The sequence below is a fragment of the Corynebacterium sp. 74A genome (assembly GCF_008930665.1).
In the GTDB taxonomy this organism is placed as follows: domain Bacteria; phylum Actinomycetota; class Actinomycetes; order Mycobacteriales; family Mycobacteriaceae; genus Corynebacterium; species Corynebacterium megadyptis.
The window spans coordinates 1-21,062 of record NZ_PQMG01000006.1 but is presented as its reverse complement, the minus strand read 5'-3'; the positions used below and the strand labels follow the sequence as shown (position 1 = coordinate 21,062).

Sequence of the window (21,062 nt, the reverse complement as noted above, 5' to 3'; positions counted from 1 at the left end):
AGCCCTTTCTTCGCCACCCTACTCGCTGCTCCGCATCGTGGGTAGACCCCAGCATGCGGCGCTGCGGCGCTAGTGAGGGCGGGGACGCAGCACCAGCTCGGTGGGTTGGGCATCCATCGGTGTGGTGATCACCTGCACCACCGAGCGCGCCACGGTCTCGGCGGTCAGGAATTGATGCGGATCATAGCTGCCGCCCTCATAGGTCACGATGGCGCGCTGCATCTGCGTATCGATGCGGCCTGGGTGGATCGAGGAGACGCGGATGCCGGGCTCTTCCTCGCGCAGCCCATCGCACCAAGCGCGGGCGGCAAACTTGGCGGCGGCATAGCTGCCCCATTCGGGCTTGACCCGAAAACCGGCCCCCGAGTTGAGATACACCATGGTGCCTTGGGCGGCGCGCAGGGCGGGGAGCAGATGATTCGTCAGCGCCACCGGGCCGTGCAGATTGACGTTGAAGGAATCCTGCCATTCCTGGCTGCTGGCGTCCTCGATGCGGTTGAGCTGGCAGTAGCCGGCGCAGTGGATGAGCGCATCGAGGCTGTGGATATCGGGCACGGCCGAGAGATCGGGCTCGGGGGAATCGAAATTAAGGCGGAACCAGCTGGCCTGGGAGACGGCGGCCCGGGTCTTGTCCGTGGCGGGTGACTCGCTGCGATAGTGGGCATAGACCACCCAGCCGGCGTCGATAAGCTGCTCGGCGATCTCGCGCCCCACTCCCCCACTGGCGCCGGTAACGAGTGCTGTGCGCATATGTGCGTGTCTCCTATGCGTAGTCTGTGCCCCACACGGGGCGGGTTTAGGTCGTGGTCGGGTAGATCATCACCGGTACGCGCGCGTGTTTGAGCACGGCCGAGGTATGAGAGCCCATGAACACCCGCGCGATGGGATTGCTATCTTCGGAGCCCACCACGAGCAGATCTGATTTCTTCCACTTCACCGCGTCCATGGCCTCGGACCAGCCGCTGCCGGTAGCGAGTTCCGTTTCCACCTGCAGCTCGGGGTGATGCTTGACGACGCTATCTCGCGCCCGATCAAGATTGGCCAGCGCATGTTCGCGGGCGTCATCAGCCAGCACAGACTCGAGCTTGCTATTTGTGGACTTCAACGCATTGCCCACTCGATCGGGCACGAAAGCCACGATCCGCAGCGGGACGGAGTAAATCTCGGCTACCGCGGCAGCATGATCGAAGACGGCGGCGCTGCCGGCCTCCTCGGTGAGCGCGCAGGAGACTCGGTTCACGCCCTTCTTGCCCAGCTTCACCTCGCGCGGGATCAGGCCCAGGGGATAAGGGGAGGCGTGCAGCAGCGCATCGGCGGTGGTGCCGGCCAAATATCGCCCCTTGGGGGCGGCTTGGGCGGGGCCCAGCAGAATGATGTCGGCGTGGAAGTCCTTGGCGGCCTGGGTGAGCAGGTGCGGCTCGGAGGAGCCATCGGCAAAGACGGCGAGCTTGCTATCGAAGCAGTCTTTGTCCACGCCGGCGTCGAGCAGCGCAGCGGTCACCACCTCGCGGCTGGCCTCCTCCTGCTTCTTCAACCACTTCTTGTACTTGCCCCCCAGTTTGGATAGGGAAGTTTGTGGCCAGGGGCGGGTAAAGGCCGAGATGGCGCGGACGGTGATGGGCCCAGAGCGGTGTAGCCATGCGACGGCATCGAGAATTTCGTTATTGGCGGCGTCGGGCTGCCACGCTATCAATACGCGGAGGCGAGAATCGGGCATAGGTGTCTATGCATGAGCGGCGAGGGCGGGGCCGAGCGCTGCTCATGCGCTCAACTTTCATCTGGGCGGACAAAGGAACGGGGGCGGGCACGCTCCGAGGCTAGTTACTTATCGCCGTTGCGGGTTTGGGCGGTATAGCGCTCGGCGAGGCGATTGATAATCGGGACGATCTCTTCGATAGCGGCGATCTCCTCATCCTCGAGAGTGCTAAACATATCAGCCAGCTGGGCGATACGTTCCTCGCCGACGCGCTCGAGTTCGACAGCGCCTTGCTCGGTCAGCTGCACGCGCACGCCGCGGCGGTCATTATTATCGCGGACGCGCTCCACCAGGCCGCGGGATTCGAGCTGGTGCAAGGCATTAGAGGCGGTGGGCATGCGAATGCCCTCCCGCTTGGCTAGTTCGCTGATACGCGCCGCTCCATCGGACTTCAGGCGAGACAGGATTGTCAGCTGCGGTCCGGTGAGATCGGAGCGCTCTGCAAGCCGGAAATAGGTGACGTACAGCTGCGTGAGCGCGGGCCGTGCATTCCGGGCGAGTTCAAAATAAGGTTGCGCGTTCATAGTCCATATTCTATGGCGCGAAACAGTACTGTCCTAAAAATTGTTTAGGTGAAAAAGTATTTCGGCAGGTGGGTGTGCTGCGGCGGGGGTAGGTGACTGTCCGCGGGCGGCAGGAGAATACAGTGCGGCCACGGACGGATACCACAGGGGGTCGTCCGTGGCCGTGGCCACCAGGGCGCTGCGTTCGCGCCCGCGGAGGGGGTTTAGTCGCCGGCGATGAAGCTTTCGAGGCGGGCGCGGGCCTCGTCGTCGCCGAGCTGCTTCGGCGGGGACTTCATCAGATAGGAGGAGGCGGCGTCGATCGGGCCGCCAATGCCGCGGTCGAGGGCAATCTTCGCCGCGCGCAGAGCGTCAATAATAATGCCCGCGGAGTTCGGGGAGTCCCAGACCTCGAGCTTGTACTCGAGGTTCAGCGGCACCTCGCCGAAGGCCTTGCCCTCGAGGCGCACATAGGCCCATTTGCGGTCATCCAACCAGCCCACATAGTCGGAGGGGCCGATGTGCACGTTGCGATCATCCACCTTGCCCGCCAAGGGGGAGGTCTTCAGGTTGGAGGTGACGGCCTGGGTCTTGGAGATCTTCTTGGACTCCAGGCGCTCGCGCTCGAGCATGTTCTTGAAGTCCATGTTGCCGCCGACGTTGAGCTGCATGGTGCGCTCGAGGCGCACGCCGCGATCCTCGAAGAGCTTGGCCATCACGCGGTGGGTGATGGTCGCGCCCACCTGGGACTTGATGTCATCGCCCACAATCGGCACCCCGGCGGCACGGAACTTCTCGGCCCACTCGGGATCGGAGGCGATGAACACCGGCAGGGCGTTGACGAAGGCACAGCCGGCGTCGATTGCGGCCTGGGCGTAGAACTTATCGGCCTCCTCGCTACCCACGGGCAGATAACTGACCACCACATCCACCTGGGCGTCCTTGAGGGCCTGCACCACATCCACCGGCTCCTCTTCGGACTCGGTGATGGTCTGCTGATAGTAGCGGCCGAGGCCGTCGTGCGTGGGGCCGCGCTGGACCTTCACGCCGAGATGCGGCAGCTGCGCAATCTGGATGGTGCAGTTCTCGGATGCGCGGGTGGCCTCGGAGAGATCGAGCCCCACCTTGGCGGCATCCACATCGAAGGCTGCGGCGAATGTGACGTCCTTGACGTGATAGTCGCCGAAGCGCACGTGCATCAGGCCGGGAACATCGTCGCTATCGCGGGCGTCCTTATAAAACTCGACGCCTTCGATCAGCGAGGTGGCGCAGTTGCCAACTCCGACGATGGCAACACGGATTTCTCCGCTCATGGGCAAACTCCTTCAAACAAACTTGTACCGCCGCGACACCTCCCACGGGTGGGGGCGCGCACCGCGGCGGGCGAGCACGCCCGCAGTCGTGGGGCTCACTCCTGAGGACGCGCAACAATCGTGATTCCTCAGAATCTAGCCCGCGTTTTTGGTCAAGCGCAGGGGCTCAATCGATACAGAACCGCAGTGAACCGATTAAGTTGTGAGCACAGACACAGTATTATCGCCGCGGGCGCCACTGCCGTGGGGATAGCTAGACTGGCCGCGTGGTTGAATATCGCAATATCGTGAGTCACGAGTGGCACCGTCGCCACACCTTGCGCCTCTATAGCCAAGGGGCGGTCACGCGCGCCGAGATCTGCGAGTGCGATTTCTTGCTACGAACGGCCGCCGAGTTTCATGGCTCGCGCTCAGCGCGGGACTGCCCAGTATGTTCCTCTCAGAACATGCGGGACGTGCTGTGGATTTATGGCGATGAGGTGGGCCGGGCAGCCGGTTCCGCCCGCAGCGAGGAAGAGATCGCGCAGCTGGTCTCCGCTGGCAAGCTTTTCGACGTTCACCGCGTGGAGGTCTGTCCTGATTGTCATTGGAATCACCTGTTGGCGACAATGGTTGTTTCCCCTCGTACCCGCTATGCTTAACCGATTAGTTAGTTTGTTTGGGCAGGTCGCCGGCCGTCGCTCGCCCGAACGCCGCAATTTCACCCATGGAGATTGGAAGCAACAGTCGTGACTGAACACACCGTGACCGTAGAAGAGAGCGAGGAGAAGACCCGTAACCCGTGGGTCTGGCGCTCGATCCTCATCGCAGTGGTGTTAATTATCCTCGCTCCCTTCGTGGCATTCATGATCGCCTATCTGCTTGTGGATGTTCCGAAGGCCGACCAGCTTGTGAATAAGCAGGTGACGGAGATTTATGCCGGGGATGATGAGACGCAGCTAGCGCGCATCGTGCCCCCGGAAGGTAACCGTGTGGTGGTGCCGCTCTCGGAGATTCCGGAGTCCATGAAGGACGCCACTCTGGCTGCCGAGGACCGCGAGTTTTATACCAACCCCGGCTTTTCCATCACCGGCTTCGGTCGCGCGATTATCGGCCAGCTCACTGGTGACGGCTCCAAGGGCGGCGGTTCCACCATCACGCAGCAGTACGTGAAGATCGCCGTGGTGGGCAATGAGCGTTCCTATGAGCGCAAGCTCAAGGAGCTCGTCTACTCCGCCAAGATGGCCAATGAGTGGTCCAAGGAGCAGGTGTTGGAGTCCTATCTGAACACCATCTACTTGGGCCGCAATGCCTATGGTGTGGCCGCGGCCTCCCAGGCCTATTTCGCCAAGGACTTCACGGACCTCACGCCCGAAGAGTCCGCGCTCTTGGCCGCCGCCATCCAGCGCCCCTCCACCCTCGATCCCTGGAATAACCGGGCCGAGGCGGAGCAGCGCTGGAACTACGTGATGGACGGCATGGTCGAGATCGGTGCCATGAGCCCCGGGGCGCGCGCGGAGGCGCGCTTCCCAGAGGTGATTGACCCCGCCACCGTGCAGTCCAATACCGAGGCCACCGGCACCAATGGTTTGATCAAGGATCGCGTGCTCGCCGAGCTCGAAGGCGTGGGCATCAGCGAACAGGATGTGCAGACCCGCGGCCTGCGGGTGACCACCACCATCGATACCGACGCCCAGAATGCGGCCCAGGCGGCGGTGGAGAACAACATGCAGGGCGAGCCGGAGAACCTGCGCACCGCGGTGGTCTCCATCAACCCCAAGACCGGTGGTGTCTCCGCCTACTATGGCGGCGACGACCCGGCCGGCTGGGACTATGCCATTGCCCCGCTGCAGACCGGTTCGACCTTCAAGATCTTCGCCCTCGCGGCGGCCTTGGAGCAGGGCATTCCGCTCTCCCAGTACTACAGCTCCGCCCCGGTACAGACCGGTGATGTCACGGTGACTAACTCTGAGGGGCAAAGCTGCGGTACCTGTACCATCGCTCAGGCGCTGAAGCAGTCGCTGAATACCTCCTTCATCCGCCTCCAGGATGATCTGAAGAATGGCCCCGATGACACCGCCGCCATGGCGCATCGCTTGGGCGTGGCGGAGTCCCTGCCGGGGCTCCCGCACACCCTGAAGGAGGAGAATGGTCATAGCCAGCTGGGTGTGGTTCTGGGCCAGTACCAGTCCCGCCCCTTCGACTTGGCTGTCGCCTTGGCCACCCTCGCCAATGAGGGCGTGTACAACAAGACGCACTTCGTGCAGAAGGTTGTGACCAATGATGGCGAGGTGCTCTATGAGCACGAGGGTGAAAGCGAGCGCATCGTGGACGAGGAAGTGGCGAACTCCGTGATCCAGGCGATGAAGCCGATCGCCGCCTATTCCCGCGGCCACGCCCTGAATGGCCGGGAGTCCGCCGCCAAGACCGGTACCGCCCAGCTGGGTGATACGGGTCAGAACAAGGATGCGTGGATGATTGGTGCCACCCCGCAGCTCTCCACCGCTGTGTGGGTGGGCACCGATGATGGCCAGCCGCTGCTGAACCTCTATGGTGGCAAGATCTGGGGCTCCGGCCTGCCCAGCGATATCTGGAAGTCCACCATGGATGCCGCGCTGGCGAATGCCGACTACGAGAGCTTCCCGGTTCCGACCTCCAATCTGGGTTATGTGGCTCCGCCCGCACCGCCGGCGCCCGCCACCCCGGTGGCTCCGCCCGAGACCACCAGTACCGAGCCGACGGAGTCCTCGGAGCCGGCTGAGCCCGCCGAGCCGGCCCTGCCGGAGGTCCCGGATGTGCCGCTGCCGGCCCCGGCTCCCCCGGCGGAGCCGGAGCAACCGGCGCAGCCCGCACTCCCGAACTTGGGTGATCTGCTACCGGGCTAGCACGGCGCTTATCGACGCTTCCTCTTCTCCCGATCCCCGCTCCCCCACATACGCAGCCACGCTGCACTTGGGAGCGGGGATTCGTGCATCTGGCGGCTAAGCTAAGAGCCATGAGTTCCACCACCATCATGATCCTCACGATGGCGAGCGTGTTCATTGGCGCTTGCTGCTTCGGCGGCGGCTATGCTGCCAAGTCCTATGGCAAGAGCACCAAAGCCGTGGTCTCTTGGATTATCGCCGCCTTCTTCTTCGTGCTCCTTGTCCCCCTCATCTTTGCTGTGTTTATGGCTACCGGCTTCATTGGCGATGCCGCCATGAACTAGGTTGCGGCTGGGCCGCTAGGGTGCGTGGGCAGCGAGTGGGCGTCGATAAGCGGCGGCCGCCGCAGGGTACGCAATTGAAAGAGAGCAGGTAGATGGTGTATCTTGAAAAGGTTGCTTGACGCAACGACCCTCCTGCCACGTCCACGATGGGCGCGGCCGAACCACAATTACTAGACCATAGGAGGTGATGAGGTCCGTGCGTCAATACGAACTCATGATCATTCTCGATCCCTCGCAGGATGAACGCACCGTAGCCCCGTCCCTAGATAAGTTCCTTGAGACTGTTCGCAAGGAAAACGGCACCGTTGACAAGGTGGACATTCGCCCGAAGCGTCGTCTGGCATATCCGATCAACAAGAAGGAAGAGGGCATCTACGTGGTCCTTAACCTGACCTGTGAGTCGGAGACTGTCGTCGAGCTCGACCGCAAGCTGAACCTCAGCGACACGGTTCTGCGCACCAAGGTGCTGCGCACCGATCGCTAATCAGGAACACTGGTAGTAACACCAACCAACGAACTCCTAAGGAGTCCTGAGACCATGGCACAAGGCGATACCCCTATCACGATTGTTGGCAACCTCGTTGCCGACCCTGAACTGCGTTTTACCCCTTCGGGTGCCGCAGTGGCCAACTTCCGTGTGGCCTCCACTCCGCGACGCTATAACTCGCAGACCGGCCAGTGGGAGGACGGCGAGGCACTGTTCTTGCAGTGCAACGTGTGGCGCCAGGCGGCGGAGAACGTAGCCGAGTCGCTGACTAAAGGTATGCGCGTCATCGTTAATGGTCGGCTCCGCCAGCGCACCTTCGACACCCGCGAGGGAGAGCGCCGCACCGTCTTCGAAGTCGAAGTCGATGAGGTGGGCCCCTCGCTGAAGTACGCTACGGCCTCCGTGAACCGCGTGCAGCGCGGCCAGGGTGGTCAAGGCGGCCAAGGCGGTGGCTTTGGTGGCGCTAACTCTGGCGGTGGCCAAGGTGGATTTGGTGGCGGCCAAGGCGGTGGAAACCGCGGTCAAAGCCAAGGTGGTTTTGGTGGCTATCAGCAACAGTCGCAGAACGACGTCCACAACGATGACCCGTGGAACTCGGCACCCCCTGCGGGTGGGTTCCAGGGCGATGACGACGACCCGCCATTCTGATAGGCGAGTCCGATGCGCCCGCTCGCGGGTGTTGGGACTTCATGCGAATACACAACCACTTTTCATTCTTTTCATAAGCGAAAGGCAGGGATCATGAAGCTGATCCTTACGGCTGCCGTAGAGAACCTCGGTGTCCCCGGTGACATCGTCGAGGTAAAGGACGGCTACGGACGTAACTACCTGCTTCCCCGCGGTATGGCCATTGTGGCAACCCGTGGTGCAGAGAAGCAGATCGAAGACATCAAGCGTGTGCGCTCCGAGCGCCAGATCCAGAGCCTGGATCATGCACGCGAGGTCAAGGAGCAGATCGAGGCCCTTGACAACATCACTGTGACCATGCGTACCTCCAGCAAGGGCAAGCTCTTCGGCTCTGTCCAGGCTGGCGACATCGTTAGGGCGATCGAGGCCGCTGGCGGCCCCAAGATCGAGAAGCAGACCATCACCGTGCCGAAGGGTCTCGTCAAGAGCACCGGCGGCTACCAGGTGATTGCTCAGCTGCACGATGACATCAGTGCAAAGGTGAACTTCAAGGTCGTCGCCGCGTAATCTACGCGCACTAGACGGCGGGTCTCACGTATAGAGGAGACCCCAACGACAACAGCGCACCAGGGCCTCTGGTGGGGACACACTCCCCGCTAGGGGCCCTTGGTGTATCTCGGGGCAGGGGGTGCTCACAAAGGCGCTGCGGGGGCCGGTGCGGCTCGCTTAGCCGGAAGCGGGCACGGGCAGGGCTGTGGTGCATCTCTCGCCCGCAGTGCCTCTCTAGGGCGAGTTGGTGTGGGGAGATCTATCGACACTGATGCGTGTGTGATGCATGGGTGGTGTACGCCTATCGGCAGAGTTATGCACAATCCACAGCCATGTCTGTGGACAAGTGCGATAGCGCTGTGCATAACCTGTGCATGAGAGGTCCATAAGCCCCGCGGCGAGGGGGTAACTGGCCCCTCGAGAGGGGGTGCTTGGCGGGTGCGAAGGTGACGATCCGGTGACGTCGATGCTGGGTGCCACTAGCGAACTACCGTCTGAGCAGGACGGATATATAAAACCGCAGGTAAACGCCAGCTAAGCGCTAGGTGAGCAGGAGTTTTAGCTGCTATGGACCTCGCGTACACAGAGTTATCCACAGACCCCTGTGCATAACCTCCGTGCAGAGTGTGAAGAATCCCTCCCCCGCAGCCCAGAACGCGGGGCGTTATCCACAGCGGCGGCCACCAATGTGGAGCGGCTGGGCGCCGAGCGCATTGCTTCCCCGCTGCTGTGGGTGGACCTCCTCTGCCCTAGGGGGACGGCGCGCTCAGGGGTGGATAGAATCGAGGTCTGGCGTCTCCCGCATCCGCGGGATGCGCCCAGGCTGAAAAGTGGCGACAGTGAAGGAGCTGAGAGACGTGGCAGGTAGCGCGAACTTTGATGACAACGCCTTCCCGCCGGACCCCGCCGAGGGCGGGGCCGGGCAGGATGCCAGCTACTCCCCCAGTCCAGCTCGGCCGGAGGGTTTCCCCGCCGAGGCGATCAGTGATTTCCCCCCGGCGCCCGAGTTTGCGCCCAGTAGCTTTGATGACTCGGCCCCGAGCTATAACCACGCCGGGCCTAATCAGGGTCGATTCGCCCCGCAGCGCAGCGCGGGTCGGGGGCGCTTCGATGACGCCACCCCGCGGGACTATGCCCGGCAATTGCCGCATGACCGCGAGGCGGAGCAGGGCGTGCTGGGGGCGATGCTCATTGCGCCGACGGTGGTCACCGACATCGTCGAGGAGCTCAACCCTGAGGACTTTTATGCGCCGCAGCATCAGCTGATCTATCGCGCCATTTTGGATCTCTACGCGGACAATAAACAGATCGACACCTTCATCGTGCGCGATCGTTTGCACCGCCACGGCGATCTGGAGCGGGCGGGAGGCCCCTCCTATCTGGTCACCCTCGCCGAGGTTGTGCCCACCCCTGCCAACGCCCCCTACTACGCGGAGATCGTCTCTGAGAAGGCCGTGCTGCGGCGTTTGGTCTCGGCGGGCACGCGCATCGTCCAGCTGGGCTATGAGGCGGCCGGCGATACCGAGATCGAAGTCATGATCGATCTGGCGCAGCAGGAGGTATTCCAGATTGCGCAGAAGAAGACCGTCACCGATTATGCTGTGCTGGATGATCTGCTGCAGCCGGTGATGGATGAGCTGGATGAGATCGCCCAAAACGGCGGGCTGTCCACTGGCGTGCCCACTGGGTTTATTGATCTCGACCGCATCACCAATGGTTTGCACGCCGGCCAGATGATCATTGTGGCGGCTCGTCCTGGTGTGGGTAAATCCACCATCGCCCTGGACTTCATGCGCTCCTGTTCGATCAAGCACAATATGGCCTCGGTGCTCTTCTCGCTCGAGATGTCCAAGTCCGAGATCGTCATGCGTCTGCTCTCTGCCGAGGCCGAGGTGAAGCTCTCCGATATGCGCTCCGGCACCATGTCCGATGATGACTGGGCGCGTATCGCGCAGCGGGCCGGGGAACTCAGCGAGGCACCGCTATTTATCGATGACTCCCCGAACCTGACGATGATGGAGATCCGCTCGAAGGCCCGCCAGCTCAAGGACAAGCATGATCTGCAATTGATCGTGGTGGACTACCTGCAGCTGATGAGCTCCGGCAAGAAGGTGGAGTCCCGCCAGCAAGAGGTGTCCGAATTTTCCCGCCAGCTTAAATTGTTGGCCAAGGAGCTAGAGGTGCCGCTGGTTGCGGTGGCGCAGCTCAACCGTGGCCCCGAGTCGCGCACGGATAAGCGCCCCCAGCTGGCGGATCTGCGTGAATCCGGCTCCTTGGAGCAGGACGCCGATATGGTGATGTTGCTGTATCGCCCCGACTCCCAGGACCTCGAGGATGTGCGCGCCGGCGAGGCGGACATCATCTTGGCGAAGCACCGTGGTGGCCCCATCGGCACCGTCGAGGTGGCCCACCAGCTGCACTACTCGCGCTTCAAGGACTTGGCCCGCGCCTAAAAAGCGGGCGGCGCCGCCTAGCGTTCTTCGCGGGCGGCGATCACACTATCGATGGCTTCCGACAGCGGCTGATAGTGGTTGAGCAGCCGCTCCACGGCCTCCTCGCCATTGCCCTCGGCGATGGCATCCACGATGCCTTGGTGGGCGGTGGCAAGCGGCTGGCTGCTGGGATCCGACTCGAACACGGGGTGCTCGCCGAAGCGCTCCGCTACGGCCTCGAGCAGCGAGAAATACACATTCAGGATGGCGTCGTTAAGCTGCTTCAGCGTGCGCGAGCGCAGCGGGGCGAATAGCTGGTTGTGGAAGCGATAATCCAAGTCCACGGTCGAAGAGCCGGCGCGCTCGGCCGCGGCCATCTCCTCCACGGTGCCCTGCAATTGCGCGATCAGCGTCTGCTTCGCGGCGTCGTCCTCGGCCACATATTTCATCACGATGGGCAGGAAGGCCACCTCGAGGCCGCGGCGCAGCGTAATGATGTCCTTGGCCTCGTTGCCGCCGGAATTGAGCGAGAGCATGCCCTGGAAGATCAACGCCGGAGTCAGCGGAGCCAGAGGATTGCCGGCGACAAAGGTGCCGGTGCCGCGGCGCACCTCCACCATGCCCACGGCCTCCATCACCTTGATGGCCTCGCGAATGGAGTTACGGGAACAGCCAAGGATGCGCTGGAGTTCCGGCTCGGGCGGAATGGGGTCGCCATTGACCAGCCCAGCATTCAGAATATAGCGCGCGATCTCCTGTACCAGCTGATCCGAGCGGGTGGTGGGCTGGTGGCCCATGCGGCCGAAATAGGCGTTGTCGGTAGTCACTGTGTGTCCTCGTTGTCGTCCCGGAAGTTACACAGCACACACTGTCTCGGCGGTCTGTTTCTGCGGCACGCGACCGCATATAAAACCGGTGACAAGGCTGATGCGGAACTCCGGTGCAGTTTCTCGGTTGTCGAACAGTCTACAAAATCGACATCAGCCCAGAGTTAGTGCGCCACCCACAGCAACGACTCGGAGGTAGGTGAGCCTAGTCTCGCGACCCCGCAGCCGCCGCACCGGGGTTGAGGAAGCTCGAGCGGAAACGCCGCAGCCGCAGCGAGTTAGTCACCACAAACACGCTCGACAGGCTCATCGCCAATCCCGCGAGCATCGGATTCAGCAGACCCAAGGCGGCCACGGGGATGAGCACGATGTTGTAGATAAACGCCCAGAACAGATTTCCTTGGATCACCCGCAGCGTCGCGCGCGATAGCTGCAGCGCATCAACGGTAGCGCGCAGATCTGAGTGCATGAGGGTGATATCGGCGGCCTCGATGGCCACATCCGTGCCCCCACCCATGGCGATGCCCAGATCCGCCTCGGTGAGGGCGGCGGCGTCATTGATGCCATCGCCAACCATCGCCACGGTGCGCCCCTGCTCGGCGAGCGCCGCGACGTGGCGCACCTTATCCTCCGGCAGCACCTCGGCGATCACGTTCTCCTCCGCGACGCCCACCTGGCGGGCCACATGGCGCGCCGCCTGCTGGTTATCGCCGCTGAGTATCCACGGCTGCAGCCCTAGGTCCTTGAGCTGGCTGATGGCGGCAGTCGCCTCCTCCCGAGGCGCATCGGATACGGCAATCACGCCCACGGGCGCCTCGTCGACGCGCACCAGCACCACGGTGGCGCCGGTCTCGCGCATCTGGCTCACCACCTCGGGCAGGTCCGCCGCTCCTGGCTTGACGACGCTCACCCGCTGCCCCTCCACCACGGCGCTGACCCCCTGTCCCGCGGTGGCGAGAAACTCGCTGGCGGCAGGCACGGTGATCCCGCGCTCGGCGGCGGCATGGCAGATCGCGCGCCCCACTGGGTGCTCGCTGCCCGACTCGGCTGCCGCGGCACGAGCCACAAGCTCCTCCTCCGAGACCCCGGTGGCGTAGAGGCCGCTTAAGGACATCTGCCCCGTGGTGATCGTGCCCGTTTTATCGAGCACGATGGTGTCGGCGTGGCGGGTCGATTCCAGCACCTCGGGGCCCTTAATCAGGATGCCCAGCCGGGCGCCGGTGCCCGTGCCTACGAGCAATGCTGTCGGAGTAGCCAGCCCCAGCGCGCAGGGGCAGGCGATGATGAGCACCGCTACTGCGGCCGCAAAGGCGTCGGCCACCGAGCCATCCCGCAGCAGCAGGTGGGCGCCGAGGGTGAGCAAGGCGACGGTGATCACCACGGGCACAAATACCTGGGAGATCCGATCCACCAGCCGCTGCACAGGCGCCTTGCGGGCCTGAGCGTCGCTCACCAGCCGGCCTATCTGGGCCAAGGTGGTATCCGCGCCCACCCGGGTGGCCTCCACGATCAACCGGCCCGTGGTGTTGAGGGTGGCGCCGGTGACCGTCGCGCCGGGATCGACCTCGATGGGCATGGACTCGCCGGTGAGCATGGATTCATCCACCGCGGAATGCCCCTCGACCACCCGCCCATCGGTGGGGATCTTCTCTCCGGGGCGCACGACGCAGTGATCGCCCACCGCCACCTGGGCGCTGGGAATACGCACCTCTCGCCCATCGCGCAGCACCGCGGCTTCTCTCGCGCCCAGGTTGAGCAATTCCGTAAGCGCCTGGGAGCTGCGCCCCTTCGCCCGCTCCTCGAACCAGCGCCCGAGCAGCAAAAACACGATCACCATGGAGGCGGTTTCCAGATAAATCTGATCCATGCCCGCAGCGGCGTGCGCGGAGAGGCTCATATGCATGTGCATTCCTGGCTGCCCTGCCGAGCCGAGGAAAAGCGAGTACAGCGACCACAGGAACGCCGCCGTCGTGCCCATGGAGATGAGCGTGTCCATGGTGAAGGCGCCGTGGCGCGCATTGCGCACGCAGGCGCGGTGGAAGGGCCAGCCGCCCCACACATACACCGGGGCGGCAAGAGTGAGCGCGGCCCACTGCCAGTACTGGAATTGCAGGGCCGGCACCATGGACAGCAGCATCACCGGCAGCGCCAATAACGCGGAAACGATCACCCGCTGCTTCAGCTCTGCCTGATAGCGGGCGTGCTCCTGCTCCGCCCGCGCGGGGGCGTCAGCGGCCGCCTCCGATGCCGGTGCGGCGGCATCGACAGGCGCAGCGGTGGAGTCGCTCATGATGAAGGCGTCATAGCCGGTGGTGCGCACCACGTCGAGAAAGTCCGCGGTGGAATGCAGCGCCGGGTCGAAGGCGATGCGTGCGGTCTCGGTGGCGAAATTCACCGTCGCCTGCGTGCCCTCGAGCTTGTTCAGCTTGCGCTCCACCCGCGAGGAGCAGGACGTGCAGGTCATGCCCGTTACTCCTAGATCGACATGCTCCATTGCGGTGCTGTCCTGCATATATTCTCCTTCTCTTCCCTCGTGGGGCCCATGCTACCTCTATACCCCTAGGGGGTATAGAGGTGAGTGAAAAAGACCACTCACCTGCACGAGATGAGTGGCGGAGCCGAGACTAGTCCTCGACGACAACCTCGTAGCCGGCCTCTTCGATCGCGGCGGTCACACCCTCATCGGTGAAGCCATGGCCGGTGACGCGGACAATGCCCCGCTCAACATCAACATCGACACCCTGGGTGCCGGCAACAAACTCCAGCTCCTGCTCCACTGCCTTGGCGCAGTGCTCGCAGGTCATACCCTTTACCTTGTAGTTCTTCATGCCCATGTTTACTCTCAATTCCTTAGCAAATCATCGCGCGGCGTCCGCATGCGCCGCGGCTGGTCATACGTGCGGTACGGCTCTCTGGCGCCGCAGAGCGGCCCCGCTCGGGGCCCGCGTGGCGCGGCGTACACCCACCGATACTAACCCCTCCCCGATCCCGCGTGCCGCAGCCACCCCAGTGTCCGCGTGTGGCCCACGTCAGCTGCGCGTCACGGGCTCGCGAGAGGGTGCAGAACCACGCTGCGGAATGAACCCCGCTCCGGCGGCGTTGCACCCCCATGTAGCCTTGAAACCACGGTCTACGTATACCAACAGATAATGAAGGAGATTGGCCACCATGGCAACCATCGAATTGAATGAGAACAACTTCCAGGACACGGTTACCGGCGAGGGCATTGTGCTCGTGGATTGCTGGGCCGCATGGTGTGGCCCCTGCCGCGCCTTCAAACCCACCTTTGAGAAGGCTTCCGAGGAACACACGGACGCCACGTTCGGCACCTTGGATACCGAGAACAACCAGGGCCTTGCCGCTGCACTAGAGATTCAGTCCATCCCGACCTTGATGATTTTCCGCGATGGCATTCTGGTCTACCGCGAGGCCGGCGCCCTGCCGCCCGCCGCACTGGAGGACCTCATCACCCAGGTAAAGGGGCTGGACATGGATGAGGTGCGCAAGCAGGTCGAGCAGGCGCAGAACGAGCAGGGCTAAGACTGACTATGCGGCGCAGCCACCCAGCGCACTCTGGTGCTCTGGGTGATGCGCGCCCCATCCCCACCTTCTGGGCGCTGTGGAGCGCTCGGATCGTGGGGATTTTCTCTACACTGAAGCTACAACTGCGGTTGCGCAGGCACAGCGTGCGCTGCCGTCTCTCGTGACCGCCACCAAGCAGAAAAGGTAAGGACACTGATCTAGATGGCTAATCCACTGAGTAAGGGCTGGAAGTACCTCATGGCCTCCTTCGACAATGCGATCGATGAGAACGCCGATCCGCAGGTACAGATCAATCAGGCTGAGGAGGCGGCGAAGAAGCAGCATCGCGAGATCGCCGAGCATGCGGCCTCCATCATTGGCCAGCAGCGCCAGTTGGAGATGAAGCTCAACCGCCTCGTGGAGGACCAAAAGAAACTCGATGAGCAGTCGCGCACCGCGGTGCGGGCCGCTGATAACGCCCGCGCTCAGGGCGATGAGCGGGCCGGGGCGGAATATGACGCCACCGCCGAGGTGATCGTGAGCCAGCTGGTGGCGGTAGAGAACCAGATCGAGGATGTGCGCAGTCAATACGAGCAGGCGGTGCAGGCGGCAGACCAGGCCAAGGCCACCGCGAAGCAGTCGGAGGCGCGCCTGCAGGAGCAGCTCAGTGAGCTGACCCAGCTGCGCGGCCAGGCCGAGCACGTGGAGATGCAGGAGGCGAATGCCAAGGCCGTGGATTCCATGGGGCAGTTCTCCCAGGACGATTCCGTGCCCACCCTCGATAGCGTGCGCGAGAAGATCGAGAGCCGCTACGCCACCGCGCTCGGGGCGCAGGAACTCACGGTGAACACCGTGAATACCCAGATGCAGGAGATCCAGGCTGCCGGCCGCGATATGGCCGCCCAGTCGCGGCTGGAGAAGATTCGTTCCGAGATGCAGGGCGAGCTGAGCGCCGCGCAGGATTCTCCCGCCGAGCTCTCCCGCGGTAGCGAGCCCGAGGACGCCGAAGAGGTTACACCCGAGAACCCCACGGCGGATTCTGAGCAGGATTCCGACCGCTAGCTGCGGCGATAGCCCTAAGCCTGGGCGCGTACAACGAGCCGCCACCGTCGATCCCCCGCGCGGGATCCGGTGGCGGCTCGTGTATGTCTCTGCGGCGCGTGGGCGCCCACAGCCGGTGTTAGAAGTCGCGTCCGCTCAAATTGATGAGCACGCCGCGAATACCCGAGTGGAAACCATCGCGCAGACTGACGCGCTGCGATTCAGTGAGCGTGTATTCATGCAGGGTTTCGCAGGCGAATTGCAGCAGCGGCCGATCAATCTCCGGGGGCAGGCCACCGCCGGAGAGCATATGCGCTTGGTCGCGCTGCTCGGAGGAGGCGGCATTATCAAACCACCACGAGGCGTATTGCTGGCCCACGTCGAAGGGGGTCTGGAAGCCTGCGGAGGCCCATACCTCATTTGGCAGGGGAACATAGCGCGAGCGCAGCTTGCGGCGGCGCGCCATCATGGAGGGCTTGGGCGTCGGTTTCGGCGTGGGCTTCGGCACGGGGCCGCTTGTCGACGCCGCGCTCCGGCGATTCTCCGCGTCGGTGGAGCTCTCCCCTGCCGCCTCGGACTTCGTGTCTGGGCTGCTCTCCGGCCCCCGCTTCTCGCTAGCTGGCTGCTGCTGGTTCTGGGCGATATCTGCAGGGGTGGGTTGCGGCACTGGCTCGGGGGTATCCCCCGAGAGGTGTGCTGGGGTGAGCTCCGCCGCGGCATTCGGAGTGGAGAGTGTGGCGGGCGCATCGCCGCATCGTTCCGTGGTGGATGTGGCGGCCTGCTCTGGCTCGGTGGACTCCGCGCTGGAATAGGGGCGGTCATCATCGGTTTCGGCGGGCTCACCCGGCCGGGTCAACAGTGGCGAGTCGCTGCGATTGCGCTGTTGTTCGCTGGAGTCTGCAGAGCTCTCGGGGGTTGCCGGCTGCTCGGGATGGGCTGAGCGCTCAGGCGCGTCCTGCTTCTCAGCCGGGGTATCCACCGGCGTTGCTGCACTCTCGCTCATGCTATCGCCGGCGGCTGGGGCCTGCTCGGAGCTGCCCGTCGCAGAGGAGGAGTCACAGGGGGACGAAGGGCGCGGCTGTGCGCGGTTGCCATGGCTGAGCGTGGTGCCCGGCACCGAGCAGGGCGAGGTATCGTCCAAGGGTTCGGCATCGCCGATGGGCTTGGAGCGAACCTGCGGGGGCAGTGGGCCTTCCAGGACCTGCAATTGCATGCACTCTGCGAAATCCTCGCGGGGATCCAAAATGGTGGTGGTATCGCAGGCGTGGCGCAGTGCGGAGGACATGGAGTCCCAGCCGAAGCCGTAGAGGTGCACCCGCACGCCCGCCATTGAGGCCTCTTGGACGCCCGGGATCATGTCCGCATCGCCGGAGACCAGCACCATGTCCGTACAGGTGCCGCGCACTCCGGCGAGAACCATGTCCGCGACGAGCCGGGTGTCCACGGCCTTTTGGGTGCGGCGCTCGCCCCATTCGATGAGCTGGCCGGCGCGGAGCAGCACGCCATCGCAGGTGCGCAAGGCTCGTTGATAGCGGTGAGGGCCGGAATCAGGAAGGCCGTCGTACCACAGCTGGCGGTGAATCGGCTGGCCCAGCTGGTCCTGGATCATCTGACCCAGGACCGCTACCACCTCGGGAAGATCAATCTCTAACTGGGCGCGGGCCCCGGTTTCCCATGAGTTATAAAAGCTGGCTAGAAGGTAGGAAGTGTCTACAAATACCTGTGTACGAGGCAACATGGCTAATGGTTGTCATCCGTTTCTCATTAATAATCATCTGTATAAAAACGGGGGTAAAGATGCACCCTCCGTGTGCCTTATAGTGTGCCCTATGTGCACCCCTCGCGTCGAAAAGGCACATCTCCTCCTCCCCCCAATCTTTCTGTGACCAGCACTTCGGGTGGACTCACGCGGCGGCAGGGTGGACGGTCGCGATGAGGTGTGTCCAGCTGCGTATGTCGGTAGGCCTTGCCACCAGGGTTGGTTAGTTATATGGTTAGTTACACAAGTAACCAACCAATGAGCCTGCGGGGTGGCGTCGATAAGCCTCCGCCCCACAGGCCGCGTGTGTGAGAAGGAGGAGGCATGGATGAAGCCACTGCTCCCCTCTTCCGGCAGATTGCCACCCTCGTTGAGGATTCCATTGTGGAGGGCTCTCTCGCTCCTGGGGAGCGTGCCCCGTCCACCAATGAGTTGGCGGAATTTCATTCCATTAACCCGGCAACTGCCCGAAAGGGGCTCGCGTTGCTTGTCGATATCCGCGTCCTAGAGAAGCGCCGCGGCATCGGGATGTTCGTTACGGACGATGCCCGCGAGCTGATCCTCGCCCGGCGGCGCGAGGAATTCGCCGCGAGTTTTCTCGCGCCGCTTATTGATGAAGCCGTCAAGCTGGGTATTGCCCGCGCTGAATTACACACCCTGATTGATCGAGTTGCAGAAAGTAGAGGCCTCTACCAATGAGCATCGCCCATACACACAACCTGTCTAAGTCCTATGGCTCGCACTCCGTTCTCCGCGGCGTGACCATCGACCTGCAGCCCGGTTCGCTTTATGGTCTGCTCGGGCGCAACGGCACCGGTAAGTCCACGCTGCTCACCATCCTTGCGGGCCAAAACAAAGCCAGCGCAGGTGAGTTGAGCGTCTTCGATAGTGCGCCCTTCGATAATTCCGCCGTGATGGATCGCTGTGTCTATGCCGGGATCGATAACCCCTACCCCGGGCCGTGGAGTGTGAACACGATTCTCGACCTCGCTGCTCGCCGCTACCCGCGTTTCGATCGAGCTCGGGCCACAGAGATGACCGCGCAGTTCGGGCTCGCGCCGCACGCATCCTATTCGGATCTCTCCCGCGGCCAGCGCTCCATGGTGGGCGCCATCGTCGGGCTCTGTGCGCGCGCCGAGCTGACCTTGCTGGATGAACCCTATTTGGGCCTCGACGCCCAGAACCGCGAACTCTTCTACTCATTCCTGCGTGAGGAGCAGCAACTCCACCCGCGCACCATCGTGATGGCCACGCATCAGCTCGAAGAGCTCGCCCTCGTGATCGATGAAGCGCTCGTGCTCTCCCCCACGGGTGAATTTGTGGGGCAACTCCCCGTCGAAGATATCGACGATGCCTACCGCTTTGTCACCGTCCCGCGGGCCGATAGTGACGCTCTTGTGCGGGCGCTGGGTTCCGGAATCCTCAGCCGCCGCGATGGCCGCACCCATAGCCGCTTCATGGTCACCGCCGCATCTGTGGAGGCAGCGGACCTACAGGGGCGCAGCGTGCGCATCGATACCCCGAGCTTGGCCGATGTGTTCCAGGCACTGACAGAAACCCCCATCCCCACCCACTAACTCCACTCCACCGACACGTATATAAGGAGGCAGACATGACAGCCACACACTTTGTGCGCCCGCTGCGTTCCAGCGTGCGCATGAACGCGAAGTGGATCGACATTCTCCCCATGCTGGGCTTAGGCCTTGTGGGTTTGACCAGCTACTTCATGGCTCCACCAGCGCAAGCGGTGATGAGTGCGCTCCTCGTGCTCGTCGCTTATGCCGCTCTCCGCAATAAAGTGGTGTTCGGAGCGTGGGCCCTGGGAGTTAATCACGCGGGAAGAATGCGCCTGGTCGCCGGGCCGTTGATGCTGGCGATCCTGGCGCAGCTACCAGCCTGCATCATCGTGGCTGGGGCATTATTCGCAGAGAGTCCGCGCTGGTGGTGGAATGGTTTTCTCGGGCTTGCCCTCTGTGCTCTCGCCATCTATGTCCTCGAAGCGCTGTGGTTCCAACGCGCGCACGATCGGCCGGAACTGGCGCGGGCGATGGAACCCAAGGTGTGGGCCACTCGCCCCACCCTAGTGCTCATGCGTGCCTGCAAGGGGCTGCCGTTGCCGGTACAGCTGACACTCCCGCCACTGCTTGTCTTCTTCGTGATCGCTCAGATTATCGCCCTAGGCTCGCAGGCATGGGAGTGGACGGAACCGCAGCCGCTGATGGGAATGGTCGCGATCGTGCTCAGCCTCGGAGGGTTGATTGTTGCCCAAGAACCCGGTTCCCTCGGAACATGGCAGAGCTTCGGGCTCACGCGCAAACAGTGGTTCGGCACCTGCCTGAGCGCCATGGTGCTCTATGCGCTTATAGCCGCAGGGTGCTCGAAACTGCTTGCCGCTCTTATTAGCTATGACACCTCCGTCATGAGCTATCCCACCCTTGCGTTGCGGGCATTGGCCTTCATGCTCGTCTACCTTGCGCTCTATACCTTCGCTAAGCCCACTGTGGCGATCTTTGGAATTCCAGCGACAGTGATCCTCGCTACCTCCGTCATGCAGATCGCCGAGTACTACGGTATCGACATACTGCTCAGCCTGGTCATCCTCGTGGTGGCCGTGGTCGTGGCGATGGTCAACATCTTCCTCCGCGGAACACAGACCGCCATACGGTGCGGGGTGTATCGCTAGCGAGGGCTAGGTACTTCTACCCGGGTGTGTGGTCGGGTGCGTGCTTGGGGGTGGTCCGGACGCGTGCTCGGCGGCGGCTGTGGGCGGCCTAGGTGAGACGCGGCCGCATACGAACCACGTTGCATGGTTATGAACATCAGAAAAACAGTTGGTGACCTGCAGGTTTGTGTTGTTATAGAGTGCTGTGTAGTGTTTATCGAGTCGCTGCGGCACGGACGAGCGAAAAGCTTCCGTTCGAGCAGTAGCGAGTGTTGTTTGAGAACTCGATAGTGTGCCAGCTTTGTTTTGTTGATGTGTGCTGCTTTTGTTGTGGTGTGCGTGTTTGGTTGTGTGTGGATCAGGTGCCCTTGTGATTGGGGTTTGTTTGGTCGCATGT

The 21,062-nt window shown here is 63.0% G+C and carries 20 protein-coding genes; 12 read left to right on the top strand and 8 right to left on the bottom strand.

Features of this window, described 5'->3' with window-relative positions; genetic code table 11:
- Positions 1–69 precede the first annotated feature (69 nt).
- The 4 genes from GBB11_RS09125 to GBB11_RS09110 form a co-directional block, all read right to left on the bottom strand.
- Positions 70–750 (bottom strand): SDR family oxidoreductase, encoded by a 681-nt coding sequence (locus GBB11_RS09125; RefSeq protein WP_151549723.1) that lies wholly within the window; start codon positions 748–750, stop codon positions 70–72.
- A gap of 46 nt (positions 751–796) precedes the next feature.
- On the bottom strand, positions 797–1,717 hold the full coding sequence (locus GBB11_RS09120) for a universal stress protein (protein ID WP_151549722.1): 921 nt from the start codon (positions 1,715–1,717) through the stop codon (positions 797–799).
- Positions 1,718–1,821: 104 nt separating this feature from the next.
- The gene (locus GBB11_RS09115) at positions 1,822–2,280 is read right to left on the bottom strand and encodes a MarR family transcriptional regulator (RefSeq protein ID WP_151529714.1); all 459 of its coding nucleotides are present in this window, start codon (positions 2,278–2,280) and stop codon (positions 1,822–1,824) included.
- A gap of 203 nt (positions 2,281–2,483) precedes the next feature.
- Positions 2,484–3,572, bottom strand: coding sequence for an inositol-3-phosphate synthase (locus GBB11_RS09110; RefSeq protein WP_151549721.1), 1,089 nt, complete (start codon positions 3,570–3,572; stop codon positions 2,484–2,486).
- Between the two features lie 266 nt (positions 3,573–3,838).
- Between GBB11_RS09110 and GBB11_RS09105 the strand changes: the two genes are divergently transcribed.
- The 7 genes from GBB11_RS09105 (at position 3,839) to dnaB (ending at position 10,875) form a co-directional block, all read left to right on the top strand.
- Positions 3,839–4,213, top strand: a complete 375-nt coding sequence (locus GBB11_RS09105; RefSeq protein WP_151549720.1) for a DUF5318 family protein — start codon at positions 3,839–3,841, stop codon at positions 4,211–4,213.
- A gap of 87 nt (positions 4,214–4,300) precedes the next feature.
- A complete protein-coding gene (locus tag GBB11_RS09100; RefSeq protein WP_151549719.1) occupies positions 4,301–6,436 on the top strand; it encodes a transglycosylase domain-containing protein in 2,136 nt (711 codons plus the stop codon).
- A 110-nt stretch (positions 6,437–6,546) separates the two neighbouring features.
- Complete coding sequence (locus tag GBB11_RS09095; protein ID WP_225979219.1) at positions 6,547–6,759, top strand: hypothetical protein; 213 nt, start codon at positions 6,547–6,549, stop codon at positions 6,757–6,759.
- A 196-nt stretch (positions 6,760–6,955) separates the two neighbouring features.
- Positions 6,956–7,243 carry a 30S ribosomal protein S6 gene (rpsF, locus tag GBB11_RS09090; RefSeq protein ID WP_192795935.1) on the top strand — a complete coding sequence of 96 codons (288 nt, stop codon included), beginning with the start codon at positions 6,956–6,958 and terminating at the stop codon, positions 7,241–7,243.
- Between the two features lie 54 nt (positions 7,244–7,297).
- Positions 7,298–7,894, top strand: coding sequence for a single-stranded DNA-binding protein (locus tag GBB11_RS09085; RefSeq protein WP_151549718.1), 597 nt, complete (start codon positions 7,298–7,300; stop codon positions 7,892–7,894).
- A gap of 93 nt (positions 7,895–7,987) precedes the next feature.
- On the top strand, positions 7,988–8,440 hold the full coding sequence (gene rplI / locus GBB11_RS09080) for a 50S ribosomal protein L9 (RefSeq protein ID WP_151549717.1): 453 nt from the start codon (positions 7,988–7,990) through the stop codon (positions 8,438–8,440).
- 839 nt (positions 8,441–9,279) lie between these two features.
- Entirely contained in the window at positions 9,280–10,875 is a 1,596-nt protein-coding gene (dnaB, locus tag GBB11_RS09075; protein WP_225979218.1) for a replicative DNA helicase, read from the top strand.
- Positions 10,876–10,892: 17 nt separating this feature from the next.
- On the opposite strand, the gene GBB11_RS09070 is transcribed toward dnaB, so the two are convergent.
- The 3 genes from GBB11_RS09070 to GBB11_RS09060 form a co-directional block, all read right to left on the bottom strand.
- Positions 10,893–11,681: a FadR/GntR family transcriptional regulator gene (locus GBB11_RS09070; protein ID WP_151549715.1), complete on the bottom strand. Its 789-nt coding sequence runs from the start codon at positions 11,679–11,681 to the stop codon at positions 10,893–10,895.
- Positions 11,682–11,886: 205 nt separating this feature from the next.
- On the bottom strand, positions 11,887–14,193 hold the full coding sequence (locus GBB11_RS09065) for a cation-translocating P-type ATPase (protein WP_151549714.1): 2,307 nt from the start codon (positions 14,191–14,193) through the stop codon (positions 11,887–11,889).
- A gap of 112 nt (positions 14,194–14,305) precedes the next feature.
- Entirely contained in the window at positions 14,306–14,515 is a 210-nt protein-coding gene (locus tag GBB11_RS09060) for a heavy-metal-associated domain-containing protein (protein WP_151529724.1), read from the bottom strand.
- Positions 14,516–14,849: 334 nt separating this feature from the next.
- Between GBB11_RS09060 and GBB11_RS09055 the strand changes: the two genes are divergently transcribed.
- Complete coding sequence (locus GBB11_RS09055; RefSeq protein WP_151529725.1) at positions 14,850–15,221, top strand: co-chaperone YbbN; 372 nt, start codon at positions 14,850–14,852, stop codon at positions 15,219–15,221.
- A 204-nt stretch (positions 15,222–15,425) separates the two neighbouring features.
- The gene (locus GBB11_RS09050; protein WP_151549713.1) at positions 15,426–16,265 is read left to right on the top strand and encodes a PspA/IM30 family protein; all 840 of its coding nucleotides are present in this window, start codon (positions 15,426–15,428) and stop codon (positions 16,263–16,265) included.
- A gap of 118 nt (positions 16,266–16,383) precedes the next feature.
- On the opposite strand, the gene GBB11_RS09045 is transcribed toward GBB11_RS09050, so the two are convergent.
- Positions 16,384–17,982, bottom strand: a complete 1,599-nt coding sequence (locus tag GBB11_RS09045) for an NYN domain-containing protein (protein WP_151549712.1) — start codon at positions 17,980–17,982, stop codon at positions 16,384–16,386.
- Positions 17,983–18,327: 345 nt separating this feature from the next.
- On the opposite strand from GBB11_RS09045, the gene GBB11_RS09040 reads away from it, so the two are divergent.
- From GBB11_RS09040 to GBB11_RS09030, 3 genes are read left to right on the top strand one after another with little or no spacing between them, the layout of a single operon-like run.
- Entirely contained in the window at positions 18,328–18,702 is a 375-nt protein-coding gene (locus GBB11_RS09040) for a GntR family transcriptional regulator (protein WP_151549711.1), read from the top strand.
- Complete coding sequence (locus tag GBB11_RS09035; RefSeq protein WP_151549710.1) at positions 18,699–19,580, top strand: ATP-binding cassette domain-containing protein; 882 nt, start codon at positions 18,699–18,701, stop codon at positions 19,578–19,580. Before GBB11_RS09040 ends, GBB11_RS09035 begins: the two co-directional genes overlap by 4 nt.
- A 35-nt stretch (positions 19,581–19,615) precedes the next feature.
- A complete protein-coding gene (locus tag GBB11_RS09030) occupies positions 19,616–20,686 on the top strand; it encodes a hypothetical protein (RefSeq protein ID WP_151549709.1) in 1,071 nt (356 codons plus the stop codon).
- Positions 20,687–21,062 lie beyond the last annotated feature (376 nt).

Coding starts and splice junctions, on each gene's coding strand:
- GBB11_RS09045 (WP_151549712.1), bottom strand. CDS start 17,982: ATGTTGCCTCGTACACAGGTATTTGTAGACACTTCCTACCTTCTAGCC.
- GBB11_RS09110 (WP_151549721.1), bottom strand. CDS start 3,572: ATGAGCGGAGAAATCCGTGTTGCCATCGTCGGAGTTGGCAACTGCGCC.
- GBB11_RS09095 (WP_225979219.1), top strand. CDS start 6,547: ATGAGTTCCACCACCATCATGATCCTCACGATGGCGAGCGTGTTCATT.
- rplI (WP_151549717.1), top strand. CDS start 7,988: ATGAAGCTGATCCTTACGGCTGCCGTAGAGAACCTCGGTGTCCCCGGT.
- GBB11_RS09035 (WP_151549710.1), top strand. CDS start 18,699: ATGAGCATCGCCCATACACACAACCTGTCTAAGTCCTATGGCTCGCAC.
- GBB11_RS09115 (WP_151529714.1), bottom strand. CDS start 2,280: ATGAACGCGCAACCTTATTTTGAACTCGCCCGGAATGCACGGCCCGCG.
- GBB11_RS09125 (WP_151549723.1), bottom strand. CDS start 750: ATGCGCACAGCACTCGTTACCGGCGCCAGTGGGGGAGTGGGGCGCGAG.
- GBB11_RS09085 (WP_151549718.1), top strand. CDS start 7,298: ATGGCACAAGGCGATACCCCTATCACGATTGTTGGCAACCTCGTTGCC.
- GBB11_RS09120 (WP_151549722.1), bottom strand. CDS start 1,717: ATGCCCGATTCTCGCCTCCGCGTATTGATAGCGTGGCAGCCCGACGCC.
- GBB11_RS09030 (WP_151549709.1), top strand. CDS start 19,616: ATGACAGCCACACACTTTGTGCGCCCGCTGCGTTCCAGCGTGCGCATG.
- GBB11_RS09060 (WP_151529724.1), bottom strand. CDS start 14,515: ATGGGCATGAAGAACTACAAGGTAAAGGGTATGACCTGCGAGCACTGC.
- GBB11_RS09050 (WP_151549713.1), top strand. CDS start 15,426: ATGGCTAATCCACTGAGTAAGGGCTGGAAGTACCTCATGGCCTCCTTC.
- GBB11_RS09040 (WP_151549711.1), top strand. CDS start 18,328: ATGGATGAAGCCACTGCTCCCCTCTTCCGGCAGATTGCCACCCTCGTT.
- GBB11_RS09065 (WP_151549714.1), bottom strand. CDS start 14,193: ATGCAGGACAGCACCGCAATGGAGCATGTCGATCTAGGAGTAACGGGC.
- GBB11_RS09055 (WP_151529725.1), top strand. CDS start 14,850: ATGGCAACCATCGAATTGAATGAGAACAACTTCCAGGACACGGTTACC.